The sequence below is a fragment of the Paenibacillus sp. p3-SID867 genome (assembly GCF_025142895.1).
Taxonomy (GTDB): Bacteria; Bacillota; Bacilli; order Paenibacillales; family Paenibacillaceae; genus Paenibacillus_AQ.
In genome coordinates this window covers 291,145-315,982 of record NZ_JAMBDM010000005.1, presented here as the reverse complement: position 1 = coordinate 315,982, position 24,838 = coordinate 291,145, and the positions used below count along the sequence as shown (strand labels likewise).

The 24,838-nt window shown below is 51.9% G+C and carries 17 protein-coding genes and 1 pseudogene; 10 read left to right on the top strand and 8 right to left on the bottom strand.

From position 1 onward, the window contains the following. The first annotated feature begins 39 nt into the window (after nucleotides 1-39). Together M4D81_RS13130 and M4D81_RS13125 are read left to right on the top strand one after the other, a co-directional pair. Nucleotides 40-2,712: a glycoside hydrolase family 78 protein gene (locus M4D81_RS13130; protein WP_260066792.1), complete on the top strand. Its 2,673-nt coding sequence runs from the start codon at nucleotides 40-42 to the stop codon at nucleotides 2,710-2,712. A gap of 434 nt (nucleotides 2,713-3,146) precedes the next feature. Next, the gene (locus tag M4D81_RS13125; RefSeq protein WP_260066790.1) at nucleotides 3,147-8,099 is read left to right on the top strand and encodes a pullulanase; all 4,953 of its coding nucleotides are present in this window, start codon (nucleotides 3,147-3,149) and stop codon (nucleotides 8,097-8,099) included. A 217-nt stretch (nucleotides 8,100-8,316) separates the two neighbouring features. Here the strand turns inward: M4D81_RS13125 and M4D81_RS13120 are convergent, their stop codons facing one another. The 4 genes from M4D81_RS13120 to M4D81_RS13105 are packed head-to-tail and all read right to left on the bottom strand — an operon-like array spanning nucleotide 8,317 to nucleotide 12,753. After that, nucleotides 8,317-9,093 carry a PHP domain-containing protein gene (locus M4D81_RS13120; RefSeq protein ID WP_071219197.1) on the bottom strand — a complete coding sequence of 259 codons (777 nt, stop codon included), beginning with the start codon at nucleotides 9,091-9,093 and terminating at the stop codon, nucleotides 8,317-8,319. Nucleotides 9,094-9,127: 34 nt separating this feature from the next. Then, complete coding sequence (locus tag M4D81_RS13115; RefSeq protein WP_260066787.1) at nucleotides 9,128-9,937, bottom strand: energy-coupling factor transporter transmembrane component T family protein; 810 nt, start codon at nucleotides 9,935-9,937, stop codon at nucleotides 9,128-9,130. Next, nucleotides 9,912-11,870, bottom strand: coding sequence for an ABC transporter ATP-binding protein (locus M4D81_RS13110; RefSeq protein WP_260066785.1), 1,959 nt, complete (start codon nucleotides 11,868-11,870; stop codon nucleotides 9,912-9,914). Before M4D81_RS13110 ends, M4D81_RS13115 begins: the two co-directional genes overlap by 26 nt. Then, on the bottom strand, nucleotides 11,863-12,753 hold the full coding sequence (locus M4D81_RS13105; protein ID WP_260066783.1) for a DUF8171 family membrane protein: 891 nt from the start codon (nucleotides 12,751-12,753) through the stop codon (nucleotides 11,863-11,865). The genes M4D81_RS13110 and M4D81_RS13105 overlap by 8 nt, the downstream gene beginning before the upstream one ends. A gap of 193 nt (nucleotides 12,754-12,946) precedes the next feature. On the opposite strand from M4D81_RS13105, the gene M4D81_RS13100 reads away from it, so the two are divergent. From M4D81_RS13100 to M4D81_RS13085, 4 genes are all read left to right on the top strand, one after another. Continuing rightward, nucleotides 12,947-13,789, top strand: coding sequence for a MurR/RpiR family transcriptional regulator (locus M4D81_RS13100; protein WP_071219194.1), 843 nt, complete (start codon nucleotides 12,947-12,949; stop codon nucleotides 13,787-13,789). Nucleotides 13,790-14,209: 420 nt separating this feature from the next. Then, complete coding sequence (locus M4D81_RS13095; protein ID WP_260066780.1) at nucleotides 14,210-14,953, top strand: hypothetical protein; 744 nt, start codon at nucleotides 14,210-14,212, stop codon at nucleotides 14,951-14,953. Nucleotides 14,954-14,968: 15 nt separating this feature from the next. Beyond that, a complete protein-coding gene (locus M4D81_RS13090; protein WP_071219192.1) occupies nucleotides 14,969-16,657 on the top strand; it encodes a vWA domain-containing protein in 1,689 nt (562 codons plus the stop codon). Between the two features lie 51 nt (nucleotides 16,658-16,708). Beyond that, nucleotides 16,709-17,848, top strand: a complete 1,140-nt coding sequence (locus tag M4D81_RS13085) for a toxic anion resistance protein (protein WP_194540536.1) — start codon at nucleotides 16,709-16,711, stop codon at nucleotides 17,846-17,848. A gap of 131 nt (nucleotides 17,849-17,979) precedes the next feature. On the opposite strand, the pseudogene M4D81_RS13080 reads toward M4D81_RS13085, so the two are convergent. Both M4D81_RS13080 and M4D81_RS13075 read right to left on the bottom strand, forming a co-directional pair. Continuing rightward, a pseudogene (locus M4D81_RS13080) lies at nucleotides 17,980-18,379 on the bottom strand (type II toxin-antitoxin system death-on-curing family toxin). Then, entirely contained in the window at nucleotides 18,376-18,621 is a 246-nt protein-coding gene (locus M4D81_RS13075) for an AbrB/MazE/SpoVT family DNA-binding domain-containing protein (protein WP_397376685.1), read from the bottom strand. Before M4D81_RS13075 ends, M4D81_RS13080 begins: the two are co-directional and overlap by 4 nt. A gap of 193 nt (nucleotides 18,622-18,814) precedes the next feature. On the opposite strand from M4D81_RS13075, the gene M4D81_RS13070 reads away from it, so the two are divergent. After that, on the top strand, nucleotides 18,815-19,762 hold the full coding sequence (locus M4D81_RS13070) for a phosphotransferase enzyme family protein (protein ID WP_260066774.1): 948 nt from the start codon (nucleotides 18,815-18,817) through the stop codon (nucleotides 19,760-19,762). Between the two features lie 113 nt (nucleotides 19,763-19,875). Next, a complete protein-coding gene (locus tag M4D81_RS13065; protein ID WP_260066772.1) occupies nucleotides 19,876-20,010 on the top strand; it encodes a hypothetical protein in 135 nt (44 codons plus the stop codon). A 169-nt stretch (nucleotides 20,011-20,179) separates the two neighbouring features. On the opposite strand, the gene M4D81_RS13060 is transcribed toward M4D81_RS13065, so the two are convergent. Beyond that, on the bottom strand, nucleotides 20,180-20,773 hold the full coding sequence (locus M4D81_RS13060; RefSeq protein ID WP_260066770.1) for an NAD(P)H oxidoreductase: 594 nt from the start codon (nucleotides 20,771-20,773) through the stop codon (nucleotides 20,180-20,182). Further along, nucleotides 20,770-21,774 (bottom strand): Rossmann-fold NAD(P)-binding domain-containing protein, encoded by a 1,005-nt coding sequence (locus M4D81_RS13055; RefSeq protein WP_260066760.1) that lies wholly within the window; start codon nucleotides 21,772-21,774, stop codon nucleotides 20,770-20,772. Before M4D81_RS13055 ends, M4D81_RS13060 begins: the two co-directional genes overlap by 4 nt. Nucleotides 21,775-21,953: 179 nt before the next feature. Here M4D81_RS13055 and M4D81_RS13050 point away from each other — a divergent pair, with 179 nt between their 5' ends. Next, on the top strand, nucleotides 21,954-22,292 hold the full coding sequence (locus M4D81_RS13050; RefSeq protein WP_216532872.1) for a winged helix-turn-helix transcriptional regulator: 339 nt from the start codon (nucleotides 21,954-21,956) through the stop codon (nucleotides 22,290-22,292). Between the two features lie 372 nt (nucleotides 22,293-22,664). After that, nucleotides 22,665-24,683 (top strand): bifunctional diguanylate cyclase/phosphodiesterase, encoded by a 2,019-nt coding sequence (locus tag M4D81_RS13045; RefSeq protein ID WP_260066758.1) that lies wholly within the window; start codon nucleotides 22,665-22,667, stop codon nucleotides 24,681-24,683. Nucleotides 24,684-24,838: the final 155 nt, after the last annotated feature.

Here is a 24,838-nt window from a genome sequence, read left to right as displayed (position 1 = left end):
TCTAACGCCCGATAGACAGTCTGGAAGGGGAGAAGCAGCGTGCTTACGATACAAAAACCGCTTGTGCATGGTCTGGAGAATCCATTGGGGCTGGATGTGTCTTCTCCCCGTTTTTCCTGGCTGCTGGAGAGCGATCGGCGCGGAGAGTCTTGCGCGGCGTACAGGGTAAGGGTGTCCCTTTCCGCGGAGGGTCTCTCTAACAGGGATTTGGTGTGGGACAGCGGCAGGCGGAGTGGCCAAAGCCTAAGCCTTCTGTATGACGGTCCGCCGCTGCAGAGCAATACGCGTTACTGGTGGCGGGTTACGGTCTGGGACCGTCAGGGTAAGGAAAGCGAAAGCGTACCGGCATATTGGGATACGGGCTTGTTTCCCGGCGATTGGAGTGCTGAATGGATCTGGCGGTCCGAGGAGATGAAGCTTAATGATTTTGCCTATTTCCGCAAATCCTTTGATCTCCGGGGAGCCATTGCGCGGGCCAAAATATTCGTATCCGCCCACCATGTATTCCAATTGTTCGTTAACGGACAACGGGTTGGAGGCTATGGTTCACCCGCTCCGACGGGGGTGCCACACCGCAAATATTATTTGGCTTATGATGTGGCCCCCCTCTTGTTGAGCGGTGCCAACTGCATCGGCATTGCCGCTCATTATTTGGGCGGGAGCGGCCAGAACTATGTGAACGGTGTGCCGGGAATGCTGCTCCAGCTGCACGTGGAGCATGAGGACGGGACGGAGCAGCTGGTTGTATCGGATCTGACATGGCAGGCCTTAAGGCAGATTCCGCATCGCATCGGGTCTCCTTATCAGCAGAACCGCCGCTTATCGGCCATAGAGGACTATGACGCGGCTCTTCTGGAACCGAACTGGCTGCAACCCGATTTTGGGGAGGAACACTGTACTTCGGTTGTTCTTGCTCATCCATCCGTACAGCCATGGTCACTCCATTGGCAGCGGCTCCCCGAGGCGGAAGAGCTGGAGTCCATCATTCCATCCGTGGCAGCGGAGCCGTCGTTCGTAAATGGGGAAGAGGGGCTCATTCAGGTATTCGACGCTGGCAAAATCATATCGGGCTGGCCGCAATTGGCCTTGCCCGGTATGGCAGGCGTCATAGTACGGCTGCGGTATGCCGAAACGCTCGATGGCAGCGGGCGGGTTGTCCATCAAGTATGCAACGAGACTTCGCATCATTATTACGACCTGTATACGATGCATGGACGCGGAGGGATTGAATATTGGCAGCCGGATTTCAGCTTTAAAGCCTTTCGCTATGTGGAGGTTACCGGCTATCCGCTGCCAATTGAGGAAGGGCAGCTGCGAATTTGCTCAGCGGGTACGGCCATGGCACGGACGGGGCATTTTCGGTGTTCGTCCGAATTCTTGAACAAGCTGTACGACGTTTGCTTGCAAACGCAGCGCAACAATGTGCTGGGTCAGGTGGTCGACTGCCCGCATCGGGAACAGGCCCAGTATCTCGCGGATACCGATCTCCAAGCCGAGACGCTGCTCTATAACTTTGATGCCTATCCGGTACTGGATAAGACGCTGCAGGATTTTGCGGACGGCCAATTGGAGGATGGAACCTTTCCGTTTGTGTTTCCTTCGAACTACGAGCATCCCGATTTCTTTATTCAAATCCCGGAGTGGGATCTGCATTATGCAACTTTGCTTTGGAAGCTTTACCAGTTTAGTGGTGATACGCAGGTGCTCTCTCGCTATTATGAGCCGATGCGAGCTATGGTTGATGCTTATCTGTCGCTTATATCGCCAGTAACAGGCCTGATTCCGGTCGGCCGCGGATGGCATATTAGCGATTGGCCCTACCCGACGGTTGAGCATGAAGGCGAACATCTGACCGTGCAGCAGATCAAGGCATGGCAGGCGTTGCGCATTCTGTCCGAAGCCGCTGCCTTGCTGAACCGGGCAGATGACAGTGCAGCGTATGCTGCCCATGCCCAGAAGCTGCAAGTCAGCGTCCTGAATGGGCTGTACGATGGTTCCGGCAAGCTGCTGCATGACAGCTCGGGATCGACTGCCACCCATCAAGGCGTTAATGCGTTGGCATTATATGCAGGGCTGCTGCCGACGAAAGACCGGGAGGCTGCATTGAAGGCCGTGGCAGGCAAACCGTGGGAGAGCAAGACGGTATTGTCGCTCCCGCTGCTCCGTCTTTTATTCGAGGAGGGATTGCAGGATCAGGCCTACCATTTGCTGAGTAAACCGGATTATCCGGGGTGGGGCTACATGATTGCACAAGGAGCCGAGACCATGTGGGAAGGCTGGGATGATATCGAGTCCCATTGCCATGCATGGAACGGTTATCCCGCCCGCTTGCTGCAGGAGTATGTCTGCGGGATTCAGAGCGGAGCTCCCGGGTTCGCGACGGCACGAATTCGCCCCTTTTTCGCGCTGGATCTGGACTTTGCCGAGGCTTCCGTTTCGACCGTAAGAGGCAAGATCGCCGTACGCTGGGAGCGGGTCAGCGAAGCCGGCATTCGGATGCGGCTTGAGCTGCCCTGCACGATGAGCGCTACCGCTGCATTGGCATCACCGAGCTCCCGCCCCATTACCAGTCTTCTGGTCGATGGTGTAGAGATATGGGGAGGATCAGCTTCAAGCTGTATGCCGGACGGCATCGTCCGCTGCGAACGGGATGATAGCATGCTTGAACTTGAGCTGCTGTCCGGGCGTTATGAGTTAACGGTTCGCTATTAGGCAGCGTTGTGCTTGCGGCCGACCAGCTTCAGCAATTCCAAGCCCTATTTACAGGCAACGGCCATACCATACACGTAAACCTTAGTAGGGGAATCCGTCATCTGGATGACGGATTCCCTTTATTTGTTAGAGCTAGATGCTGCTGGAGAAAACCCGCTTGAGCCGCAAAATTCATGATGAAAACAGGTCAAAATGTGGTTGACGAGAAGGAGACTCGATACTACAATAAATGATGCAAACGTTTCCATTGTAATCGCTTTCATCTATATTTGTTTCATTCTATATTTCGAACATATTCTCTAACTCTTGTCAGTAATTGTCGTACTTTACTTGATGGAAGCTCAAACCTGTTTATGCAAGCGTTTGCGCAGTGATTGGCATCAACATCGTATCAGTTGTACCTAATCCAAGAACAGAAGGAGGCTATTTGTTTCATGAGAATGACGGTTTCAAGCAAACGAACCTGGTCCATCATCATGATTGTTTCGCTGATTTTCTCCATGCTCGGCATTCCGCCATCAACGGCCGATGCCAATAGCGCGCCAAGCCAGGTTACGCTGGTGGGGACTCTGCAATCCGAATTAGGCCATAGCGCGGATTGGGATCCGGCTGCCGCCGCGACAACCATGAACGATATGGGGAACGGAGAATACAGGTTTACCGGCAGCTTGCCCGCGGGATCGTACGAATACAAGATTGCGATCGACGGCAAGTGGGACGAGAATTACGGCTCCGCCCATTATTCCAATCCGAGCGGAGCAAACAAGGATGGCAACATCCTCATAACGCTCGCTCAAGATTCCCAGGTTACCTTTTATTACAATCATGGGACTCACCGGATCGCGGATTCTACATACTACGCTCCGATCGAGGCGGATAAGCTTCCCCGAGTGATCGGCAGCTTCCAATCGGGCATCGGCGAAGCGGCCGACTGGTCGCCTGCTGATGCGAGATTAATCATGCAGGATTCCGATTATGACCATGTATACACGGTGACGGCCGACGTGTACGAAGGGGATCATCAGTACCAAATCGCTTTGGGCAGCGATGCGGCAAGTCCGGTTCACCCCGCTAATCGGGAGTCGCTTCAGCTGCCAGAGGACGTTAAGGTTACGTTCAGCTACGATGCGGCCAATCACGGCGTTGCCGCTCATTTCACGGTACCCGCTGATCCGGAAACGCCGGTGCCGGCTAACCATCTGCGCGTCCATTACAACCGGGCTGACGCGAATTATGACAGCATCGGACTGTGGATATTCGATGACGTCGCATCCCCGTCCGCCAACTGGCCGACTGGCGCAACGCCATTCCCTGGCGGGCAGCAGGACGCCTACGGGGCCTTCGTCGACATTCCGCTCAAGGACGGCGCCCAAAAAGTCGGCATCGTCGTTGTCGATCGTTTCAGCGGCAATAAAGACGGCGGCGACAAGAAATTCACCCTAGCCTCGCCGGACATGAACGAAGTATGGCTCAAGGAAGGCTCCGATACGGTATACAGCTTTGAGCCTGTTGACCTGCCGGCGGATACCGTGCGCATCCACTATCAACGGCAGGATCAGAACTATGATCCGTACGGTTTGTGGATATGGGGCGACGATGTCGCTGCGCCTTCGAAAGACTGGCCGACGGGGGCTACCATGTTCCCTTCAGGCCAAACCGACCGATATGGCGCTTATGTGGACATTCCAATGAAGCCGGGGGCCCAGAAGATTAACTTCCTCGTGCTCGATCCAGCCAAAGGAGACGCCGGCAAAGACGGAGGCGACAAAGGCTTCACCCTGGTGGATCGATACCAGCATTTGTTCATTCAAGAAGGCGACAACACCGTCTACACATCCCCGTATGGGGAAGTGCCTACCGGGTTGGTCTCGGCCGAGGTATTGGCTCCCGGAAAGCTCCAGCTCGGATTTACCATGACTTATGGTTTGGAAGCGGATACTCTGAAGAATGAGCTGCAGATTAAGAATAAGGACGGCCATCCGGTTGCCATTCAAAACGTGAAGATTACCGGAAACACGACCATCGAAGTATCGGCATCATTTCAGCTGGATCAGATACCGCTAAGCGTAACTTACGCCGGAAAAACCGTATCTGCCTCCACCGGCTGGAGAATGCTGGATGAGATGTACGCTTACGACGGCGATGACCTCGGGGCGACTTATCAGGCTGGAGGAGTCGAGCTTAAGCTGTGGGCACCGACGGCGACCGACGTCACCGCAAATGTGTACAGCAAGGATGATGCCACGCAGTTTATCGGCAATGCCGCTCTCCAAAAGGGTGATAAAGGGGTATGGTCGGTTCAATTGAAGCCGGGAGACCTCGGCATACAAGATTTTAGGGGATATTTTTATCAATACGAAGTGACCAACAACGGCGTGACGAAAACCGTGCTGGATCCATATGCCAAATCCATGGCGCAATTCAGAGTGAACACCAAGGGCGAAGTTGGACCGGACGGCGATACCGTCGGCAAAGCCGCGATCGTCGATTTGAGTCAAACGGATCCCGCCGGCTTGGATTTTGCGGACATTCCGGGCTATGAGCAGCGGGAAGACGCCATCATCTGGGAGATTCACGTCCGGGATTTCACGTCGGATCCGACGATTGAGAATGACCTGCATAACGCGACTTGGGGATCCTACGACGCGTTCAAAGAGAAGCTCGAATACATCAAGTCCCTGGGCGTCACCCATGTTCAGCTGCTGCCCGTGATGGCTTGGTATTACGGTGACGAAGCGGCCATGAAAAACAGGGAGCTGGATTATTCGGCCAAAGACAATGAGTACAACTGGGGATATGACCCGCACGGCTATTTCTCCCCTGACGGTGCTTACTCCGAGGATCCAACGGATCCCGAGCTTCGCATCAAAGAATTGAAGGCGATGATCAATGCCATTCACGAGGCGGACATGGGCGTCGTATTGGACGTGGTCTACACCCATATGGCCAAGGCCGATTTCTTGAATGATATCGTGCCGAACTATTATGCTTTCCAGGATGCCAACGGCAATTTCATCGGCGGCTTCGGCAACAATCTGGCGACCAACCACAAGATGGCCGAGAAGCTGATGGTGGACTCGGTGAAATATTGGTTCGACGAATACAAAATCGACGGCATGCGCTGGGACATGATGGGCGATGCCACCTATGAAGCCGTGCAGAACGCCTATGATGCCGCTGCAGCCATCAACCCGAAAGCGCTGTTTATCGGCGAAGGCTGGGTCACGTTCGGCGGTCATTTGTCGGATCCCTCCCTGGCAGGCAAGGGGGCGGACCAGAATTGGATGGACAAAACGGACGACGTCGGCGTTTTCTCCGATGAGTTCCGCAACGAGTTGAAATCCGGCTTCGGCAATGAAGGCGAGCCGCGATTCATTACGGGCGGCGCGCGCGACATCCAAACCATTTTCAACAATATCAAAGCGCAGCCGAGCAACACGAAGGAAGACGATCCGGGTGACATGGTTCAATACATCGAAGCCCATGACAATTTGCCGCTGTACGACATTATTGCGCAGTCCATCAAAAAGGACCCGTCGATTGCAGCGAATGATCTGGAGATCCATAAGCGCATTCGCCTGGGCAACCTGCTCACCTTGACCTCTCAAGGAACGGCGTTCCTCCATGCAGGACAGGAGTACGGGCGGACCAAGCAATGGCTGGGCCCAGGGGTTCCCGAGCAGAAATACCATGAATTAGAGGACGAGGCAGGAAACCGCTTCGGTTATTTCATCCATGATTCCTACGACTCCTCCGACGCCATCAACATGTTCGATTGGGAGAAAGCGACGGATGAAGCCAAATATCCGGAAAATAACAAGACGCGGGAATATACGACCGGACTGATCGAGTTAAGAAAATCGTCCGACGCTTTCCGCCTTGGCGATCAGTCGATGGTGAATTCGAACGTAACGCTGCTGCAGATTCCCGAAGTAAAGGCGCAGGATCTGGTCATTGCATATAAGAATAAAGCGACGGACGGAACCGGCCATTATTATGTGTTCGTTAATGCGGATAACCAGTCGAGAACGTTGACGCTAAGCGAAGATCTGAGCTCCGGCACGGTGGTGGTCGATAACGATGAAGCCGGCACGACCGGCGTCAAAGCGAAGTCCGGCTTCGCGTTAACCTCCGGCTCGATCACGCTGGAGCCTCTGACGGCCGTTGTGATTAAAATGAATGCTAAGATCGATGACGGCGGCAACGGCAGCAACCCCGGCAGTGGAAACGGAGGCGGGGGAACAGGCGGCAATCCGCCTGCCGATCCGGGAACGAAGCCAAATCAAGGTCAGCGGATTGTTAACGAAGAATCGCTGCGCGGCGGGCAAGAAAAAGTGACGATTCAGCTCGGTGCCGAGGATATCGAAGTTCTCCTGCCGCTGACGGCAGGGGACATCCTGGGGACGAAGCCGCTGGAACTGAAGCAGGACGGCGTGATGGTACAGCTTCCGTCTGCACTGCTCAAAGCGCTGCGCCAGCTCGTACCGGCCGAGCAGGCTAAGGATGCAGTCATTTCGTTTAAGCTGGATGAGGTTGGATCGCAGACAGCTGCCTCTCTCGTAGCCAAAGCAGCTGCTGTCGAGAAGGCTAAACTGAAGCAGGGCAGCAAGATGTACGAATTGGATCTTAACGTCCGTACAAAAGACGGCAAGGCATATAAGCTGGAGCATTTCGTAGCACCTGTATCGATTGCTTTTCCTGTCGACAGCACCATTCATGGCGAGCTGGCCGGCATCTATCACATCTCGGATACGGGTCTATTGAAATATGCCGGCGGCAAGCCGGTAAACAGGCAGCTGACGGCTGAGGTCAGTCAATTGAGTTACTATGCCGTGCTGGAATACGGCAAATCGTTTGCCGACCTTGCCGGCCATTGGGCGGAGCAAGCGGTAAAAGAGCTGGCAGCCAAGCATATTGTGAATGGCACCGGCGATACGAAATTCAATCCGCATCAGCCGCTGACACGCGCGCAGTTCGCTGCGATGCTCGTTCGTGCCCTGGGCCTTGAAAGCACGCAAGGTGCGGCCTTCACGGATGTGGACGGCGATGCATGGTATGCTTCGGCGGTTGCGGCGGCTTCCCAACACGGGCTGGTGAACGGCAGAGGCAAGGAGACGTTCGCACCGAACGCGGCGATCACCCGCGAGGAGCTGGCTGTCATGCTCTATCGTGCTTACCAGACTAAGGGAGACGCTTCTTCTTTAGAGGGAGCGCCGGACCTGAAAGATAAGCAGCAAATTTCTCCATGGGCACTCCAAGAGGTGAATGAAGCCCTGGCTCTTGGCTTGATGAAGGGGCATGCGAATGGCATGTTTACGCCTCAAGCCAAGACCACCCGTGCGGAAAGCGCGCAAGCCATGCTGAATCTGTTGGACCGGCTGCAGTAATTCCGCCCATCCCGCCGATTCGCGCAACGCTGGAATGGGGTTAGAGGGCCGGTTGCGGCGGGAATGACATGGGATCGAGTCGCAATATAACAATCTTTCGGAAACGCAAGGAGCCTGGACATGGATACATGCCCAGGCTCCTTTTTCGTCCATGAATGTACATGGATAATACTCAGTGGGGGTGCCTTTTGAACTTTGGAGCAGTTTCAACCTTTACCTAGATGACGGCAGAGGGGGATTGGAGCCGGATGATCTCCTTCATGAGCTTTTTCAGCATGACGGATGCTTTGACCTTAATGGGCAGGCTGTCCGAGACATGAAGCTGGTAAGCGCCTTGCATAATGGCACTTTTAAGCTCGTCGGCGGACTCGCAAGGCATTTGCAGCTCATTATAGACGCTTCCGAATTGGAGGCATTGATGCGTATCGCTTCCCGCCGTAACAGGTTTGCCGAGATCGGCAGCGAAACGTTGAACCTGATCTTGATTGGCTTCGCTGCCATATTGATACATATCCTTGGCATTGAGATCGAAGGCGTCCAGGCGGCTCAACTGACTGCGGGTGAGATGGTGGAGCGGCGTGCTCTCCCGGAACGGATGGGCACCGATCTTGAGCAGCGGGAAGGCTTCGGCCAAGTCCATCAGATCATCAAAGGGAATGAAGGAGCCCTTCTCTGTATATCCATCCAGCTGGCGGCGGGTCTCCAGAATATACTCCTTCCGGCCAATTAGCAGAATGTGACCGGTCTCCCGAATATCCACTTCCATGCCCGGAAAGATTTTCAATCCGTCTGCATCGTAATATTCGCCATTGTAGGGAAACATCCGGTCAAGCTGCTGGTACACTTCTTCAAAATGGCGCGTATTGAAATGCTCGGTCAGAGCGAGCGCATCAAGGCCGTTGTCCAGCGCCTCCCGAATCATCTCTTCATAATAAACTTTTGAGAAATCGGACGCTTTGGACAATTTGGCATGGGTATGAAGATCAATTTTCATATTCGAACACTCCTCGTATAAGTCAGTGGTAAGGTCAGCCGATCCAGAACAATAATGCGGTATATGCTGCCGTCCCGGACAGGAACAGCACATCCCTCGCGGACAGGGTCAGGTGGGACAGCTTCAGCTTCTTGGCGGCCGGATTCTTCATGCCGTAGGAGAACCCGCGGGTCTCCAGCGCTTCTACTGTTGTGCGGGAACGTTTGGCAGTTGCCAGCATCAAGGGGAAGAAGGATAGCACCAGCAGCTTTATATAATAGGCTGCGAGCCGCCAGTAGAGGAAACCCGGGCGTTCCGGCGCTTTTCCCCGCAATCGGTAAGAGAGCATTACATTGCGGAATTCTTCGAACAATACGGGGAGAATCCGATAACCGTATGATAAGCTGAACGAGAAGGCGGCAGGCATACCGAGCGCAAGCAGGCCGTCGCTGATTTTCTCGGGATCCATGCCGGAGAAGACTGTAATACTCGCAAGCGATACAACCGACAGCTTTAAGGTGAGCTTCAGCAGCGGTAGCGCGGAACTGATGTCCCCGCCGAAAAAGAGGGACACAATAAACAGCCAGCCGACCTGGCCGATCAAGCCCAGGCATAGTACGACGATAATAAACGGCGTTACCCGCGACAGAACGGTGGTAACTACCATCATCAGAAACAATCCGGCCAGCACGGTGATGCTGGAGATGAACCAGGGAGCGATAGCGAAAAACAGGTACCAGATCAACATGCATCGAGGGTCCAACCGGGAAAGGGAGGCATGGCCGCTTCCGTAGGCGGTATTCATCAACTCGAGTTGAATCCGTTCAATCGTAATCTTGTTAAACCAGTTGCGGACTAGCTGCATGGCAGTGAAGCTCCTTTCCACTCAGAATGCCGTACATATGCTGCGCAAACTCGGCCGGCGAGCTGGTCACGGGCACGACCCCCAGCCGTATAGATAAATCCATCATCTGGGTCGGTGCGAGACCGGCCCGGGAAATAAGCTCGGAATCGGCGAAGATCTCGGAGACGGTGCCGTCGCCGGCCACGACGCCTTGATTTAACACGATCACTCTGGTCGCCCATTCGTGAACCAGCTGCATGTCATGGGTGGCGATGATAACTGTCCGGACATGGCCCTCCAGCTCTTGCAGCGTATCCAGCAGCTCCTCGCGAGTGGACATGTCCAGATTGGCCGTGGGCTCATCGAGCAGAATCAGCCGGGGCATCATGGCGGCTCCTATGGCCAAGGATACTCGGCGCTGCTGTCCTCCGCTTAGGAGACGGGCGTCCCGATCCTTAAGGGGCTCAAGCCGGAAATGGGTCAGCATGCGATGAACCCTGTCCTCAGCTTCCGGGAGGCGGCGGCTCTTTAAGCCATAGGCCACTTCTTTATACACATTATCTTCAATGAACATATCCTCTGGATTCTGGAAGACGTAAGCCACGTTAGCGGATATTTGCTCCATTGATAAATCCTTGGTATTCCTACCCATAATCGAGACGGAGCCGTCGGAAGGCTTGGCGATGCCGGCAATCAGCTTCAGAAGAGATGATTTGCCCGCGCCGTTGTTGCCAACAAGCGCGATGCGTTCCCCTTCATACAGGCGAAGATCAATGCCCCGGAGCACTTCATGCTCTGCTTTATGAATCGTTCGGTAGCGCAGTACGGATCGGTTAAAATGTACGAGCGTGCTATGCTCCATTTGCCGTTCTGTTTCAAACTCCTGTCGAGGACTGTGCTGGTCGGAATCCGGGTTCTTAACGGTTGTGTCAGCCGGTGAAGCATCGTCAGCTCTCGCGCCGGTTGGTGTATGATCAAGCAGCAACGGGGTATTCGTGTGCCTGTGCAGAAGCTCTCCAAAATAGACTTCTGCTGCCTCAGCCGTAATAGGGTAAGGCTGCTTCAGCCGATATCCGGACAATCTCATAGAATGAGAGCCGGAGCCGACCGTTATCGAGTGTCCATCCTGCGGGCTGCGGGGAGCCATACCGCCATTCAGCAGAATCGCAGACAGCTGTACCGCTGCTTTGGTCACCTGGGGCGGCTGGATGCCCAGCCGCTCCAGATCTTCAAGGCTGTTCAGCGCTTCGATGACCGGGCGCTGCCACAGCACCTTCCCCTGCTCCATCAGGCACACTTCCTCACAGTAGTCGGCAATAAACTCCGTATGATGCTCAATCACGATAATGGTTTTTCCATGAACCTGATTCAATTGGCGCAGCACATCATACACCTGCCTGGCGTGTTGGGGATCGAGCTGGGATACCGGCTCATCCACCACGAGGATGTCCGGTTCCAGCGAGAGGGCTCCCGCCAAGGCGAGCAGATGCTTCTGCCCGCCGCTCAGCTCCCAGATATAGCGCTCCTTCAGATGGGTTAATCCGCACATATCGAGTGCCCTCGAGCCCATGGCCCGGTAGTCCGGGAGTCCGTAATTGAGCGGAGCGAAGTTGGCTTCATCCATGACCGTCGGACGGACAAGCTGGTTATCAAAATCCTGATAGACATACCCTACCATCCGCGACAACTCGGAGACTGTCCGGTTCTCGGCGGAAACCCCGCAGATTTCAACGATTCCCGTGAAGTCGCCTGCATAATAGTGGGGAATCAATCCGTTGAACAGCTTGCAGAGCGTGGATTTGCCGCAGCCGTTTCCTCCGATGATCGCCGTAAAGCTGCCGCGGCGAATATGCAGGGACGCCTCATTTAGCACGGGCTGCTCCGAACCGGGATAGACGAAGGTGACGCCTGCGATTCGGATTGCCGGGTTGTCATGAACGAACGGTTTAGACATAAGGCGGGTTCTCCGACATTTTCTCTTCTTGAAGACCGCGGTTTCTCCTGGCCCGCATGAACGTCAAGGCCGCAATGGCAACGATGGCGGCTGCACCGATGCTGGTCCAGATTGCGCCGATGCCGAACCGGTCTGCAAATCCGCTGTCCCACTCGCCGAAGTTCCAGTCCGTTTCCGAAAGGGATTCCGCTCCGAAGGCAACCAGCGCCAAAGCGATTCCAGCCAGGACCAGCCTGGGCGAGATGATGCCGGCGGCTTCGTATTTCGTAAGCTTCTGGCGGGGTTTAATGCCGAGCAGTGGTTCGATTTTTCCATACAACCTTGGAACCAGATATAATGTAGGCAGAAGAGCGAACAGAATGCCGGAGAACAGCACATCGTTCAGGAAACCGATGCCTTCGACAAGCACCACGCTTTGTGCAAGCCCGGGTACGGCTTCGAATTCCTCGACGCCGATCCAGACCTTGCCGATGTCTACCAGAGAGCTGCACAGCTGATGGATGATGACGCCCGACATGGCGGCGATGCCTACCTGGGCGCGATTGAGGGGATTTTGGACCATACGGCCGGCAACGTACATGGCGAAGGAGAAGGTAAGAAACTTCTCCAGCTCGCCGAGGCCGCCGAATTGTCCGAGCATGAGTTCACCGAAGATGACCTCGCCGAGCGCTGCCCCCACAGCCGCGTAAAAAGGATGGAACAGCATGCAGAGCGTCAAGGGGATGAACGCAAAATATTCGACGGACAGCTCGATCGGACCCAGGCGGAACGCGGGGATGAGCTCAGTGAACATGTTGGATAGGCCGTACAGCGACATGGACAACACAAAAATCATCATTTTCTGCGAAGACGTTAGGGTATAGACCCGTGAATTGCTTGCCATTAAAAAGAAGCCTCCTTGGGAATGGATTTGTTATCAGTATAGGAGGCGATTATTAAAATGAACGGAGTACTATGTCAACGCATTGTAATATTTTTTACATAGATGTGATAATGAAATAAAATTTACATAACAATCACGGCGTATGATGAGTTCATACCGAACGCTGAAGACTGATCGTAGAAGGAGTGCAGCAATGAAAAATTGGTTTCCCGATAAATCCGGATTTTCGCCGAGTCAGCTCAAAATTGCCGATTTTATCGAACGTTATCCTGAGGAGATGCTGTTCATGACTGAGCAGGAAATCGCCGATCGGCTTGGCACCAGCATCGCGACCGTATCCCGGTTTTGGCGTGCCGTCGGTTACGACAATGCCAAGGCGTTTAAGCTCAAGCTGCGGGAGTCCTCGGATTCGACGCCTGCGGTGAAACTGGAAAAGACGATATCCCGGCTGGACGCGTCCAGTTTGCCGGTGAAAATGCTGGAGCAGGCGAAGCAACATCTGCAGGATACGATAGAGCGGATCCATCCCGATGAGCTGGAGGAAGCAGCCGGGCTGATGGCTTCGGCAAGACGCGTCTATATCTATGCACCAGGTCCATCCCTGTCGCTGGGCGAGCTGTTATCGTACCGCTTATCCCGGTTCGGCATGTCGGTGCGGATCATGGCCGGGAGCGGCCATGAACTGCTGGAATCGCTGGCACACATGGAAAGCGAGGATGTCGTACTGATCTTCAGCTTCACCCGGATGCTCCCGGAAACGGAGGTCATTCTGGACTGCGTAAGCCGCGTGCAGAATGCGGCGATCATGATCACTGACCGGGAGGACTTTCGTTATGGAACACCGGCGCGAATCTCGTTCTATGCCAGTCGGGGGGATATGGGCGAGTTTCATTCCATGGTGACGCCGCTATTGCTGATCGAGCAGCTCATTCTGAGCATCGGCATGCTGAATAAGGAGAAGGTGCTGCGCAAGCTGGATTATTTAGGTGAACTGCGGACTAGGTATGCGGATAAGCTGCCGCGAGGCAAAGCTTAAAGTCTGCTCGAAGGTGCCCTTTCTATTAATAGCAGAAGTCTTTCAGGTAATCCCTGAAGGACTTTTTTTGTGCCTTTTGTCGCAGAACCATTGGATTATTTATGTGATTTTGTTATAGTTACCCTGATCTAGCTTGCCTCAGCTCGACCTCCTGTTCTTCCTGCAACTCTCTGCGTCTGCACCTGGCGTTCAAGGCACAGGACGAAAATGTGAACGTCATCTTGACCAGGCGAGGATCTGATACAAAAATGGAGTGAATTGTGAATCGGCTGGCCTATTGCGCGAGGAAAATGCATCTAACTTCGAATTGAGACGTAGTATGTGTTATATCCTTATGTATCTATGTTTTACGGATGTTTCAAAAGGCGGTTATAGGTCGAATCAGTCATCGCTCTATAGGAGTAGGGGAGGTGTTAATTCTTGAATGGCTCGAAATCCGTGAAGCTGCTCCTGCTTATGGCGGTTATCGCGATCGTGAATATTGTCCTGGTTTCACCCGGGTTCCTCGGATTTCAGATCGGCGGCGATAGCGCCTTCCAGTCGGCATTGGTCATCACCGTATGGGTTGTCAGTGTTCTTGCACTCTTTTATGGCAGTTATGTCTTGTTATTCAAGCCTCCGGCTGCGAAGGCGATCCAAACGATTCAGACCCGTGAGGATTACATAGACGCGCTTCACCATTATCGCAATGTGAAAGTGCTGAAGAATGATATCGCCCTTGCCCTGGACCAATTGGAGCGAATCGAGAAAAAGAGGAATGCGCTGCTGAATGTCCTGGGTCAGCGTTTTGAACAAACAGAGCTCAGTTACAAGAAATTCATGGCGGTTATCGATGAGGTGGAGAAGCTGTTTTATCTCAATATCCGAGGAATTCTGAACAAGCTGGGTGTCTTCGCCGCATCTGATTTCAACCGCATGGGTGATCAGCCCAAAGCCTCCCAGCTATCCGGCAAGGTGGCGCAGAAAAAAACGGCGTTATACCAAGAGTATCTGTCTTACGTGACCGGTTATCTGGAAGCGAATGAGGAGATCATGCTCAAGCTTGATAAACTGCTGCTGGAGATTTCCTTGCTTGGCAGCACCGATTACCGGGATGTGGAAGAGATGCCCTGCATGAAGGAAATCGATATGTTAATCAAACAAACCAAATTATATAAGCAATAAGAGAGGGAGATGATTATGCGAAGCAAGGGTAGTGCTTTTGTTGTATTAGTGGCCATTGCAGTGGTCGTGTTTGTTCTGGTGTACGCGGGAATCACGTTAACCTCGAACCTGGGCAAGAGCGAAGCCGAGGTCGATTCGGAAGGCGCGGCTAAGAAAATCAACAAAATCTACAAGGACATTGTGGTCACGACGGCGGACCCGATAAAAGGTCAAGTCGATCTGGACCCGGTGGCCGTAGCAGACTCCCTGCCTGATATATCCAAATTCCCAATCTCGGTTGAGAATACAACGGACTTATACGTCGAAATTTTCTCTTCTCCCGAGAAAGCAGGGCCGGGCATTGACGGATGGCTGAATGAAGTGGCAGAGGAATTCAACAAATCCAAGCCGGTAGTGAACGGCCAGCCGGTATCCGTGAAGATCCGCAATATTGCTTCGGGAACCGCAACCGATTACATAACATCCGGGAAGTACGTGCCGGACGCTTTTACCCCTTCCAATGAGCTGTGGGGGGAGATGGTTAAGGAATATGGCGTCAAAGCCGAGCTAGTATCCAAGCGTCTCACGGGGAACGTGACCGGCGTTGTTACCCGAAAGGCCAAATATGACGAGCTGGTAGAGAAGTACGGCTCCTTGAACGTCAAAACGCTGACGGATGCGATAGCGAATAATGAGTTGGCGATGGGGTATACGGATCCTTTTGCCAGCTCGACGGGTCTTAACTTTCTGATCACGGCCCTTGAAACGTTTGACAGCTCGGATCTGCTTAGTGAAAAAGCGGTACAGGGCTTCGAAAAATTCCAGGCGAACGTCCCTTTCACGGCTTCGACCACGATCCAGATGCGCGATGCGGCGAAGTCCGGCATGCTGGATGCCTTTGTCCTGGAGTATCAGACCTATGTCAATGCGGCGGATATGAAGAGTGGTTACGTCTTTACCCCGTTTGGCGTAAGGCATGACAGTCCTTTGTATGCGCTCGGGAAATTGCCGAAGGAGAAGCTGGAGATCATTAAGAAATTCGCGGCGTTTGTCGAGCAGGACAAATATCAGAAGATGGCCGACAAAAAAGGGTTCAACGGTTTGAATGATTACCAATCCGAGCTTGAAGTTGTTGACAGCAGCCTGCTGCCGTCCGCCCAAAAGCTGTGGAAGGAGAAGAAGGACGGCAACAAGCCGGTTGCGGCCGTGTTTGTGGCGGATGTGTCGGGGAGCATGGACGGTGAGCCGTTAAACCGCCTCAAGGAATCGCTGTTGACTGGGCAGAAATATTTGGGCCGGGACAACAGCATCGGCTTCGTATCGTATTCCACGGATGTCACGATTAATCTGCCGATCGGCAAGTACGACTTGAATCAGCAGTCGATGTTTGTCGGGGCGATCAACAGCCTTGAAGCCAGCGGGAATACCGCGACCTTTGACGGCATTGTGGTGGCGATGAAGATGCTTCAGGACGAGATGGCGGCAAATCCGGACGTGAAACCTCTGATTTTTGTGCTGAGTGACGGAGAGACGAACGTTGGCCACTCCCTCGACGATATTCGGGAACTGATCCAGGCCTACAAAATCCCGGTGTACACGATTGGCTATAATGCCAACATCCAGGCGCTTCAAAGCATCTCCAGCATCAATGAAGCTGCCAGCATCAACGCCGATACCGATGATGTCGTATACAAAATCAGCCAGCTGCTGAATGTGCAGATGTAGCATCATTACAAGCGATATAAGAGTTCACAGAAACTTGTAGGAGGGGTTATATTGTCATTTACGATGGAAGTCATAAGTCCCGAGGAGATCAAGACGGCGATTGAGGAGCAGGTGAAGCCTGAGCCGGAAGAAGTCACGCAGCTGAAGGAGCTGGCGGCTAACAATGTGCAGGCCATCATGGAGCTGGATATTGAATCGCTCGAGAAGCGAAGACAGGTGCTGCAATCCATTGAAAGCTTTGGCATCAGCACGATGAGATCCTCCTCGGAGAAGAATGCGCTCCTGCAGGTTCAGGTGGGGAGATTATCGAAAACCGGGGATGAAGGCGGTCAAGTGGCTAAAGGGTTAACGGAGCTGCAGCTGCAGCTGAAGGATCTGGATCCGAGCGTTGTGGATTTTGCGAAAAGCGGTCTTCTGGGCATGGTATTTAACCCGCTGCGCCGATATTTTGCCAAGTTTCAAAAGGCGGATGCCGTCATTTCGGACATCATCATTTCTCTTGATAAAGGAAAAACCGTACTAAAGAATGACAACACCACGCTGGAGATTGAACAGCAAACCCTCCGCGAGCTCACCAAAAAGCTGCAAAAGGAAATTCAGCTGGGCATGCTCATGGACGCAGAGATCGAATCCCAGGTCGAGGCGGCTAAAATACGGCAGGAGTCGGAGGATAAAATCCGGTTTATTACTGAAGAGGTGCTGTTTCCGCTGCGCCAGCGCGTGATGGACCTGCAGCAGATGCTGGTCGTGAACCAGCAGGGGATCATGGCTATTGAAGTGGTCATCCGGAACAACAAAGAATTAATTCGCGGCGTGGATCGGGCGAGAAACGTAACGGTAACGGCGCTGAAAATCTCGGTCACGGTGGCTAGTGCCCTGTACAACCAGAAGATTGTCCTGAAGAAAATCGAGCTGCTGAACGAAACCACGAACAACCTGATCAGCGCCACTTCCAAAATGCTGAAGGATCAGGGCGCGGCGATTCACAAGCAATCGCTGGAAACGAGCATTTCCGTCGATACCTTGAAGCAAGCGTTCACGGATGTGCTGTCAGCGCTTGATTCCATCAGCACATATAAGCAGGAGGCTCTCCCGCGGATGCGTGAGACGATCCACCAGTTCAGTGAGCTGGCGGTAACGGGCGAGCAGCAGATCCAGCGCTTGGAGCGGGGGCAGAAGCTGGGACTGTAGCGTAGGCGGGGACATCATCAAATAAAGAGTGTGCGGTTACGAGACTGCACACTCTTTATATTTGGATAAAGCCTTAGGCTCGCAAATAATTAAGCAGGATCCGCTTGAGAATCGCCAGGGGTCGCTTTTTATTACGTTATTTCAATGGAGTATTCTTTAATAAGGGACGTAAGTTCTTGAAAGGTGAATTTGTGATTAACCATATCGACCGTGAAGTTCTCTGCTTTTTTGATCCATGATAAATCGATATCCGTTATAGCGTAAAAACAGGAGAAGAGCCGTGAAGGCGGTTCTTTTATTGGCGTTTTGAAATGGGTGATTTTGTCCTAGTGATTCAAACAATGCAGCTGACTTTTCCCAGATAGATAAATAGGCGTCCTCTCCAAAAGCTGACGATTGAGGCGGATGGAGGGCCGACTCAAGCAAATGCGGACTCTTTACACCGATATGCTCGCCGACACTATATTTCTGTATCATAGCGACGTTAATGGCGATAACCTCTTGGGAGGTTAGATAACGTATAGGGTTCATCGATCTTTTAACCCTTTTAGGGTCTGGTCGTATTCGCTCATAATCTCAGACAAAGTATCTAAGAAATCAGGGCTGATGCCGTCAGGTAGGGAGACTTTGTTAGCTTTTTTAATGATGATCTCACCATCGGTTTGATTAACATCTATTTGTACCGTATCGCCTAGTTCTAGACCAATCAGTTTGAGGGCATCCGTCATTGTAATTCCCAGGCTGTTGCCAAACTTAGTGACTTTCCGTTCCATTTCGTTCACCCTGCTCATATAAAGTTTTCCTTCTTAATTATATTATTCAACTGGTATAACAATTTTACATTGACTGAGAAATAAGATAAATACTCTTGTAGTAGCGGTTAAATGCAGGAGCAGGCTATCCATATGCAGAAATCAATGATTATTGAATGCTTGATCACCCGGATGGTGAAGGGAGGCGATGCAAATGGAACGAAGAAGGGAACTTATGGCCGCCGCTGTAAGCAGGTTCGGACTCTTGGAGCGGGATAGACTTCAGACGCATTTTTCCGAACACAGCCTTGTCTGTTCTTATCGTAAGGGTGCGGAGACCGTGTATGTACGCTTGACCGACGAGTCCCATAAACCGTATGCAAAGATTGCAGGCGAGGTGCAGTGGGTGGAGTTTCTCGGGAGAAACGGCGTTTGCGTTGCGAGGCCGCGCTACTCGGCGGCAGGAAATCTTGCGGAGCGGATTCGGACGGAGGATCATGACTATACGGCGGTCTGTTATGAGGAAGCCAAGGGGCGCCCGGTCGGGGAGAACGATGCCAATGAGAGCTTACACAGGCGAATGGGCCAATTCATGGGTCGCATGCACGACATCGCCAAGAGGTACATCCATCTGGATCCCGTTACAAGACGGCCCGATTGGTCGGATGAGGCGGAAAAAGTTCGACGTATTGATTTACCGCCATCCGAGAAAGAGATCACCCTTCGTTATCAGGCATTGCTCCATTATATATCGGAGCTTCCGATCGCTGAGGACGCTTATGGACTGATCCATGCGGATTTTCATTTCGGCAATTTTTTCGTGCATGAGGATTCATTGTGTCTGATTGATTTTGATGCGAGCCGATATTCATGGTTCGTGGATGACATTGCGGTGGCCGCGTTTTTCTCAGGTTTAACCGAAGGAGCCGATTCGGACCCGGACAGGTTTCTGATCCCGTTCATGGAAGGATACCGTCTGGAGCATCATCTGGAGGAGAAATGGCTTCGAGAAATCCCGTATTTCATGAAGCTGAGAGAAATGGGGCGGTATATCAAGCTGTTCCATGCCTGCGGCGGAGCATTCGACAAACTCCATCCGTGGGGACAGTGGTATATGAAAGGGCGTAAGGAAAAGATTTTACGAAGCTTTCCGGCCATTTAATAAACGCAGCCTTGGTTCGAAAGACGGAACCAAGGCTTTTTTAATTTGTGTAAAAACCCGCCGCGGTTGATTCCATCGTGAAGGCGAAGCTCTTGAAAGAAGGAACAATGTGCATGCACGATCGGCAGTCTAAAAAAGGCCCGGAATTCAGTTATGAAGAAGCATTAAATAAGACGCATGAAGGACTAGCCGTTGCCAGTGGAGAATGCAACGAGATGACCAAGGTAGATTATGGTTCGGAGAATTGAATGTAGAGTTATTTTATCAGTGGTTGATGCAGACTATATTTCACCGATTCTGCTGATGTATCAAAATGGCATGAGGTCGAACGATCAGTAGTACATAAAAAAATCGACCTCACTTGAGGTCGATTTTTTTATGATTTTTAAATTAGGCTCTGCTTCTATTATAAAGCAATCATTTCACGCTCACTCCAGAATCGGCATAATGCAATCCCAGCTGATAAGCTCGTTCGAGCAAACTCTCCATATGCTCCGGTCTGGCCTCTAGCGTATCATAGAAGAATTCCACTCGGGAATTCTTGATTCCGGAGTAGTCGGCCATTCCAATATTGAGGGAAAGGGATAACATCTGATCATAGTCCCGCTTGGCAAAATGATCCTCCGAAGCCCCTGCTAACGCAAGCCATAACACCTGTTGGTGATGAAGCTTTGAGCCGCCGCCGTAAGCGAAGCCATGATTCCAGACACGGTCGATATACCCTTTCAGCATGGCAGGGACTCCGTACCACCATACCGGGAAGATATAGGCCAGCGCGTCGTGCTCCTTCATCCGTGCGATTTCGGCCTCAACCTCAGGAGAATAGATCTTCGAAGGATCAGACCAATCGGGTTCGTCTGCCTCCCACAGGACCGGATCGAAACCGATGCGGTGGAGGTCCAGAATTTCCGTTTCATGCCCGGCGTCCCTAAGCCCTTGTACAAACTTATCGGTAACTGCAAAAGTAAAGGAATTTTCACGTGGATGTGTAACAACTGTTAATACCTTCATGAGGGTTCACCTTCTCTTTCTTCTCTTCGAATTTGAATGCCAAATTGTTCAATACGTGCCATTGCAGTTTCAAGAGAAACCAGCGTTTCCGGTAGATAGAAGCCTCCGGGAGCAGGAGGCGAGCCATCCCAGCCCAGAATGCGCTCAATGGACAGGAGAATGCCGAGGGCCGTAAAATGCGCCTGTCCCTTCGGATCGGTCAACGTGATTCTCCGTTTCGCGTAACGGCCGTCAAGAAGTACGCCTTCAAGGTCAATGTAGAGGTCCTGGGAGGCCCTTCCTCCAGCCCGTGTTCCTATGGAGTCATGGATGGCAAAGTCGAATCGAATATTAGGCCCTCCCGTAACAGCCGCGAGGCTTGGAACATCCAATAAACTCATGGGATGGCCTTCTACCCGGAGACCATTTGAAAGACTTATGCTTCTCGGATACTTTGCAGCCTCAACCCATTTCCATATCCCGTTTTCCCGGATAAGGGCACGGTTGATAAACCCTTCGGTATCTTCCAGCGTCATAGGGCCCATCGGATCGCGTTCATCATAATGACCAGCCAAGCCGATCGATTGGACGCTTTGGAAAGACTTCGCCTCCTGATATACGACCAAGGTCGGAATCCCTGCTTGCGAATGTCCCAGAGGGACAATGGGTGCTTGAGGGGGATGACTTTGCATGGCGAATAGCATAGGTGTCAGCTCGTCGGCAAGCTTCGTGATTCCGATATGTGCAATTCCTTTTGCAAGGGCTGCTTGAATGAGGAAGTCGGCCGGATCCTGAATCGTAGAAACGATGAGGTCGGCTTGATCCAGCTCCCCTGGAGCCAGACCCTGGCGGATATCTAAAAAAGCGGTGCGGGCGTTTCCTAGCTCCTGTACCAATAAGCTCCCCTTCTCGGGATTCCTTCCGGCGAGAATAATCTCGGTTTCTTGATTGATCGTTCGGATATGCCGGGCAACGGCACTCCCGATTACGCCATAACCTCCGGCAATGTAAATACGCTGCATGTTATTTCACCCCCATGTTTTTATGATGCAGTACTGGTATAAGGGGATTATGTAACATATAATGACGGAAAGGAAGTACGCACTTAATTGTTCTATAAGCACCTAAAAGTATCATTAGTACCCTAAAGTGCCTGTTGTAAGAGATATGCCACTTACGTTCAAAAAGGAGAGAAGTTCTTATGAATGGGGAGCGACAATACAATATTCCGTCTGAGGCGACCATGGACGTCATCGGCGGCAAGTGGAAGGTCATTGTGCTGTGTCACTTAAGTTATGGCCCCAAGCGAACGAGTGAAATTAAGAAGCAGATGCCGGATATTACGCAGAAAATGTTAACCCAGACGCTGCGGGAGCTGGAGGAGGACGGGATTATCACGCGAACGGTCTTTAATCAAGTGCCGCCTAAGGTCGTGTACGAGCTGAGTGAAATGGGCGTTTCGCTGCAACCGATCCTTGATCAAATCTGTGAATGGGGCGAGATGTACTTGAATGGGAAAGCGAAGGTAGTTACACCTTGAGGACAGACAAAATAAAAGCTGCTGACCTAATAAAGGCCCTGCAGCTTTTTTATTTTCCAAATAGAGTGTTGTCGCTCATCATTTCTCATAGGGCAGAGGATAAGTCGAGATACCCGCAGAATAATTTAGTGCTTTAGACTCATCTCAATTCGGGAGCGTTCGAACATTTCTCTGTTTGTCGAGAAATTGAATAGTTACTAAAGATATAATATGGATATGGTGCAGGGCTGGGAAGCCGCGGAAATAAACATTGCTTTTTCTGATATGAACCGGGCGAGTCACCGTGAATTAATAGAAACGTTATCCGCTAGTTAAACGTATGATCTTCATAGGACTTAAGAATTACTCACAAAAGGGGTGTGTACAGCTCAGATGGACGGCAATTATAACTATTATATTGTTGGGCTCTCAATTGCGATTGCTATACTTGCTTCATACTCGGCTTTAAATATTACGTCGAAAATTTCGGATGCGAACGGCAAATCCAAGTTTTTTTGGCTATTCGGCGGGGCCATGGTCATGGGAAGCGGCATTTGGTCCATGCATTTTGTCGGCATGCTGGCGATGCACATGAATATGAATGTGAGATACGATGTCTTTCTGACCATCATGTCGATGCTCGTCAGCGTGGTTTCCTCCTTCATCGCGTTTTATATTACGATGCCCAGAAATATTAACTGGTTCAAAATCGCCATTGGCGGCTTCATTATGGGAAGCGGCATCGTTGCCATGCATTACATGGGAATGGAGGCCATGGTCATACATGCCGAAATTAGTTATGATCCCGGCATTTGGGTACTGTCCGCCATCATTGCATTGGTAGCCTCCTATGCGGCTTTATTATTGTTTCTCCGTTTTCGGAATCATCCCAAATCCAGCTTTCTCAAGTGGGGTTCGGCGGTTGTCATGGGCTTCGCCGTATGCGGAATGCATTATACAGGAATGAAAGCTGCACGGTTTGAGGCTCATGCCGGTATGCTTACGCAGCAACCGCAGTCTGTGGATTTTCTGCTTCTGTATGGTGTAACGGTCGCGATTTTTGCCATCCTGCTGATCTCCTGGGGGGCGATGTTCTTTGATCGGCATGTGCTGGAAAAGCTGGCCTATCAGGATACGATCACGGGATTGCCTAATCGCAATGAAATGAATCGATTCTTCGAGACGAATTCCGAGACAGAGCAGATTACGATTCTGTTTCTGGATTTGGACCAATTTAAGGCGATCAACGATACGCTGGGTCACAATGTTGGGGATTTGCTGGTCCAAGAAGTAGGTAAGCGACTGCGTCAATTCATTGGAAACGGCCAGCAGGTATTCCGGATCGGTGGGGACGAATTTCTGATTATTCTAAAGCAAAGCGACCCCGTTTACGCCCAGCATTTAGCTGACGATATACTCCAACAAATAAAAAACGTGTACTATATTGACGGTAACGAGTTGTATGTGACGGTGAGTATCGGAATCAGCATCGGCTCCGTCCATAGCTCTGACCGTACGACGCTGCTCAAGAATGCGGATACCGCCATGTATAAAGCGAAGGGACTCGGCAAGAATCAACAGTGCCTCTATGACGAGGAGATGGGTCTTCAAGAGGTTCGCAAAATGGAATTGGAGAAGGACCTGCAACGAGCGCTTGAACTGAAGGAGTTCTTCATTGTGTATCAGCCCAAATGGAATGTGCAAAGTGATCGCTTGGTCGGATTCGAGGCGCTGCTCCGCTGGAAGCACCCCCGCTTAGGCGTGATATCCCCGCTTGAATTCATTCCGATTGCCGAAGAGACGGGGCTCATTATACCGATGACCCGATGGACGCTTGAGGAAGCGTGCAAACAGTGCAGAATTTGGCAGGAGAGAGGGATTGTCCAGCCGGTCTCGGTGAATTTATCGGTTCGTTTATTCCATGGCGACAATCTGCTGGAGCTTATTCAGAACGTGCTGGATAAGGCGAATCTGGAACCTCGCTTATTAGAGCTTGAGATAGCGGAGTCCATGGTGCTGCACGATGTCAATGATATTATCCGCCAGCTTGGGAATATTAGGTCCCTGGGGGTTAAGGTCTCCATGGATGATTTCGGAACCGGCTATTCCTCGATTGGGCTCCTGGACCGGATTCCAATTGATGCTTTAAAGCTGGACCGACAGTTTACCAATGATTTGGACACGCCCAGCAAGCGTGCCATCGTTAACGCCATCGTTCTTATGGCAGAGAATTTGAATCTGGATGTCATTGCGGAAGGTGTAGAGAACAAGGAGCATATCGACTCTTTGACCGGACTTGGCTGCCATGTCATGCAGGGTTATTATTACGGAAAGCCGATGGATATCAATGAGATTAAGGTTTGGATGTACGAGCAAGATCACAAGAACGAAGAGATCGTGACCCTGCGATGAAAAATAGATACAGATCATATGAATAACGGGCACCGTGAGGTGTCCGTTATGTTGTTGAAGGAACATAATAAACCCTGCCTCGGGCCCCTCAAGTTTCTCTCATTAAACAAAATAGGCAATTTTCGCAAAAGGAAAATATTCTCTGATCCCCCTCT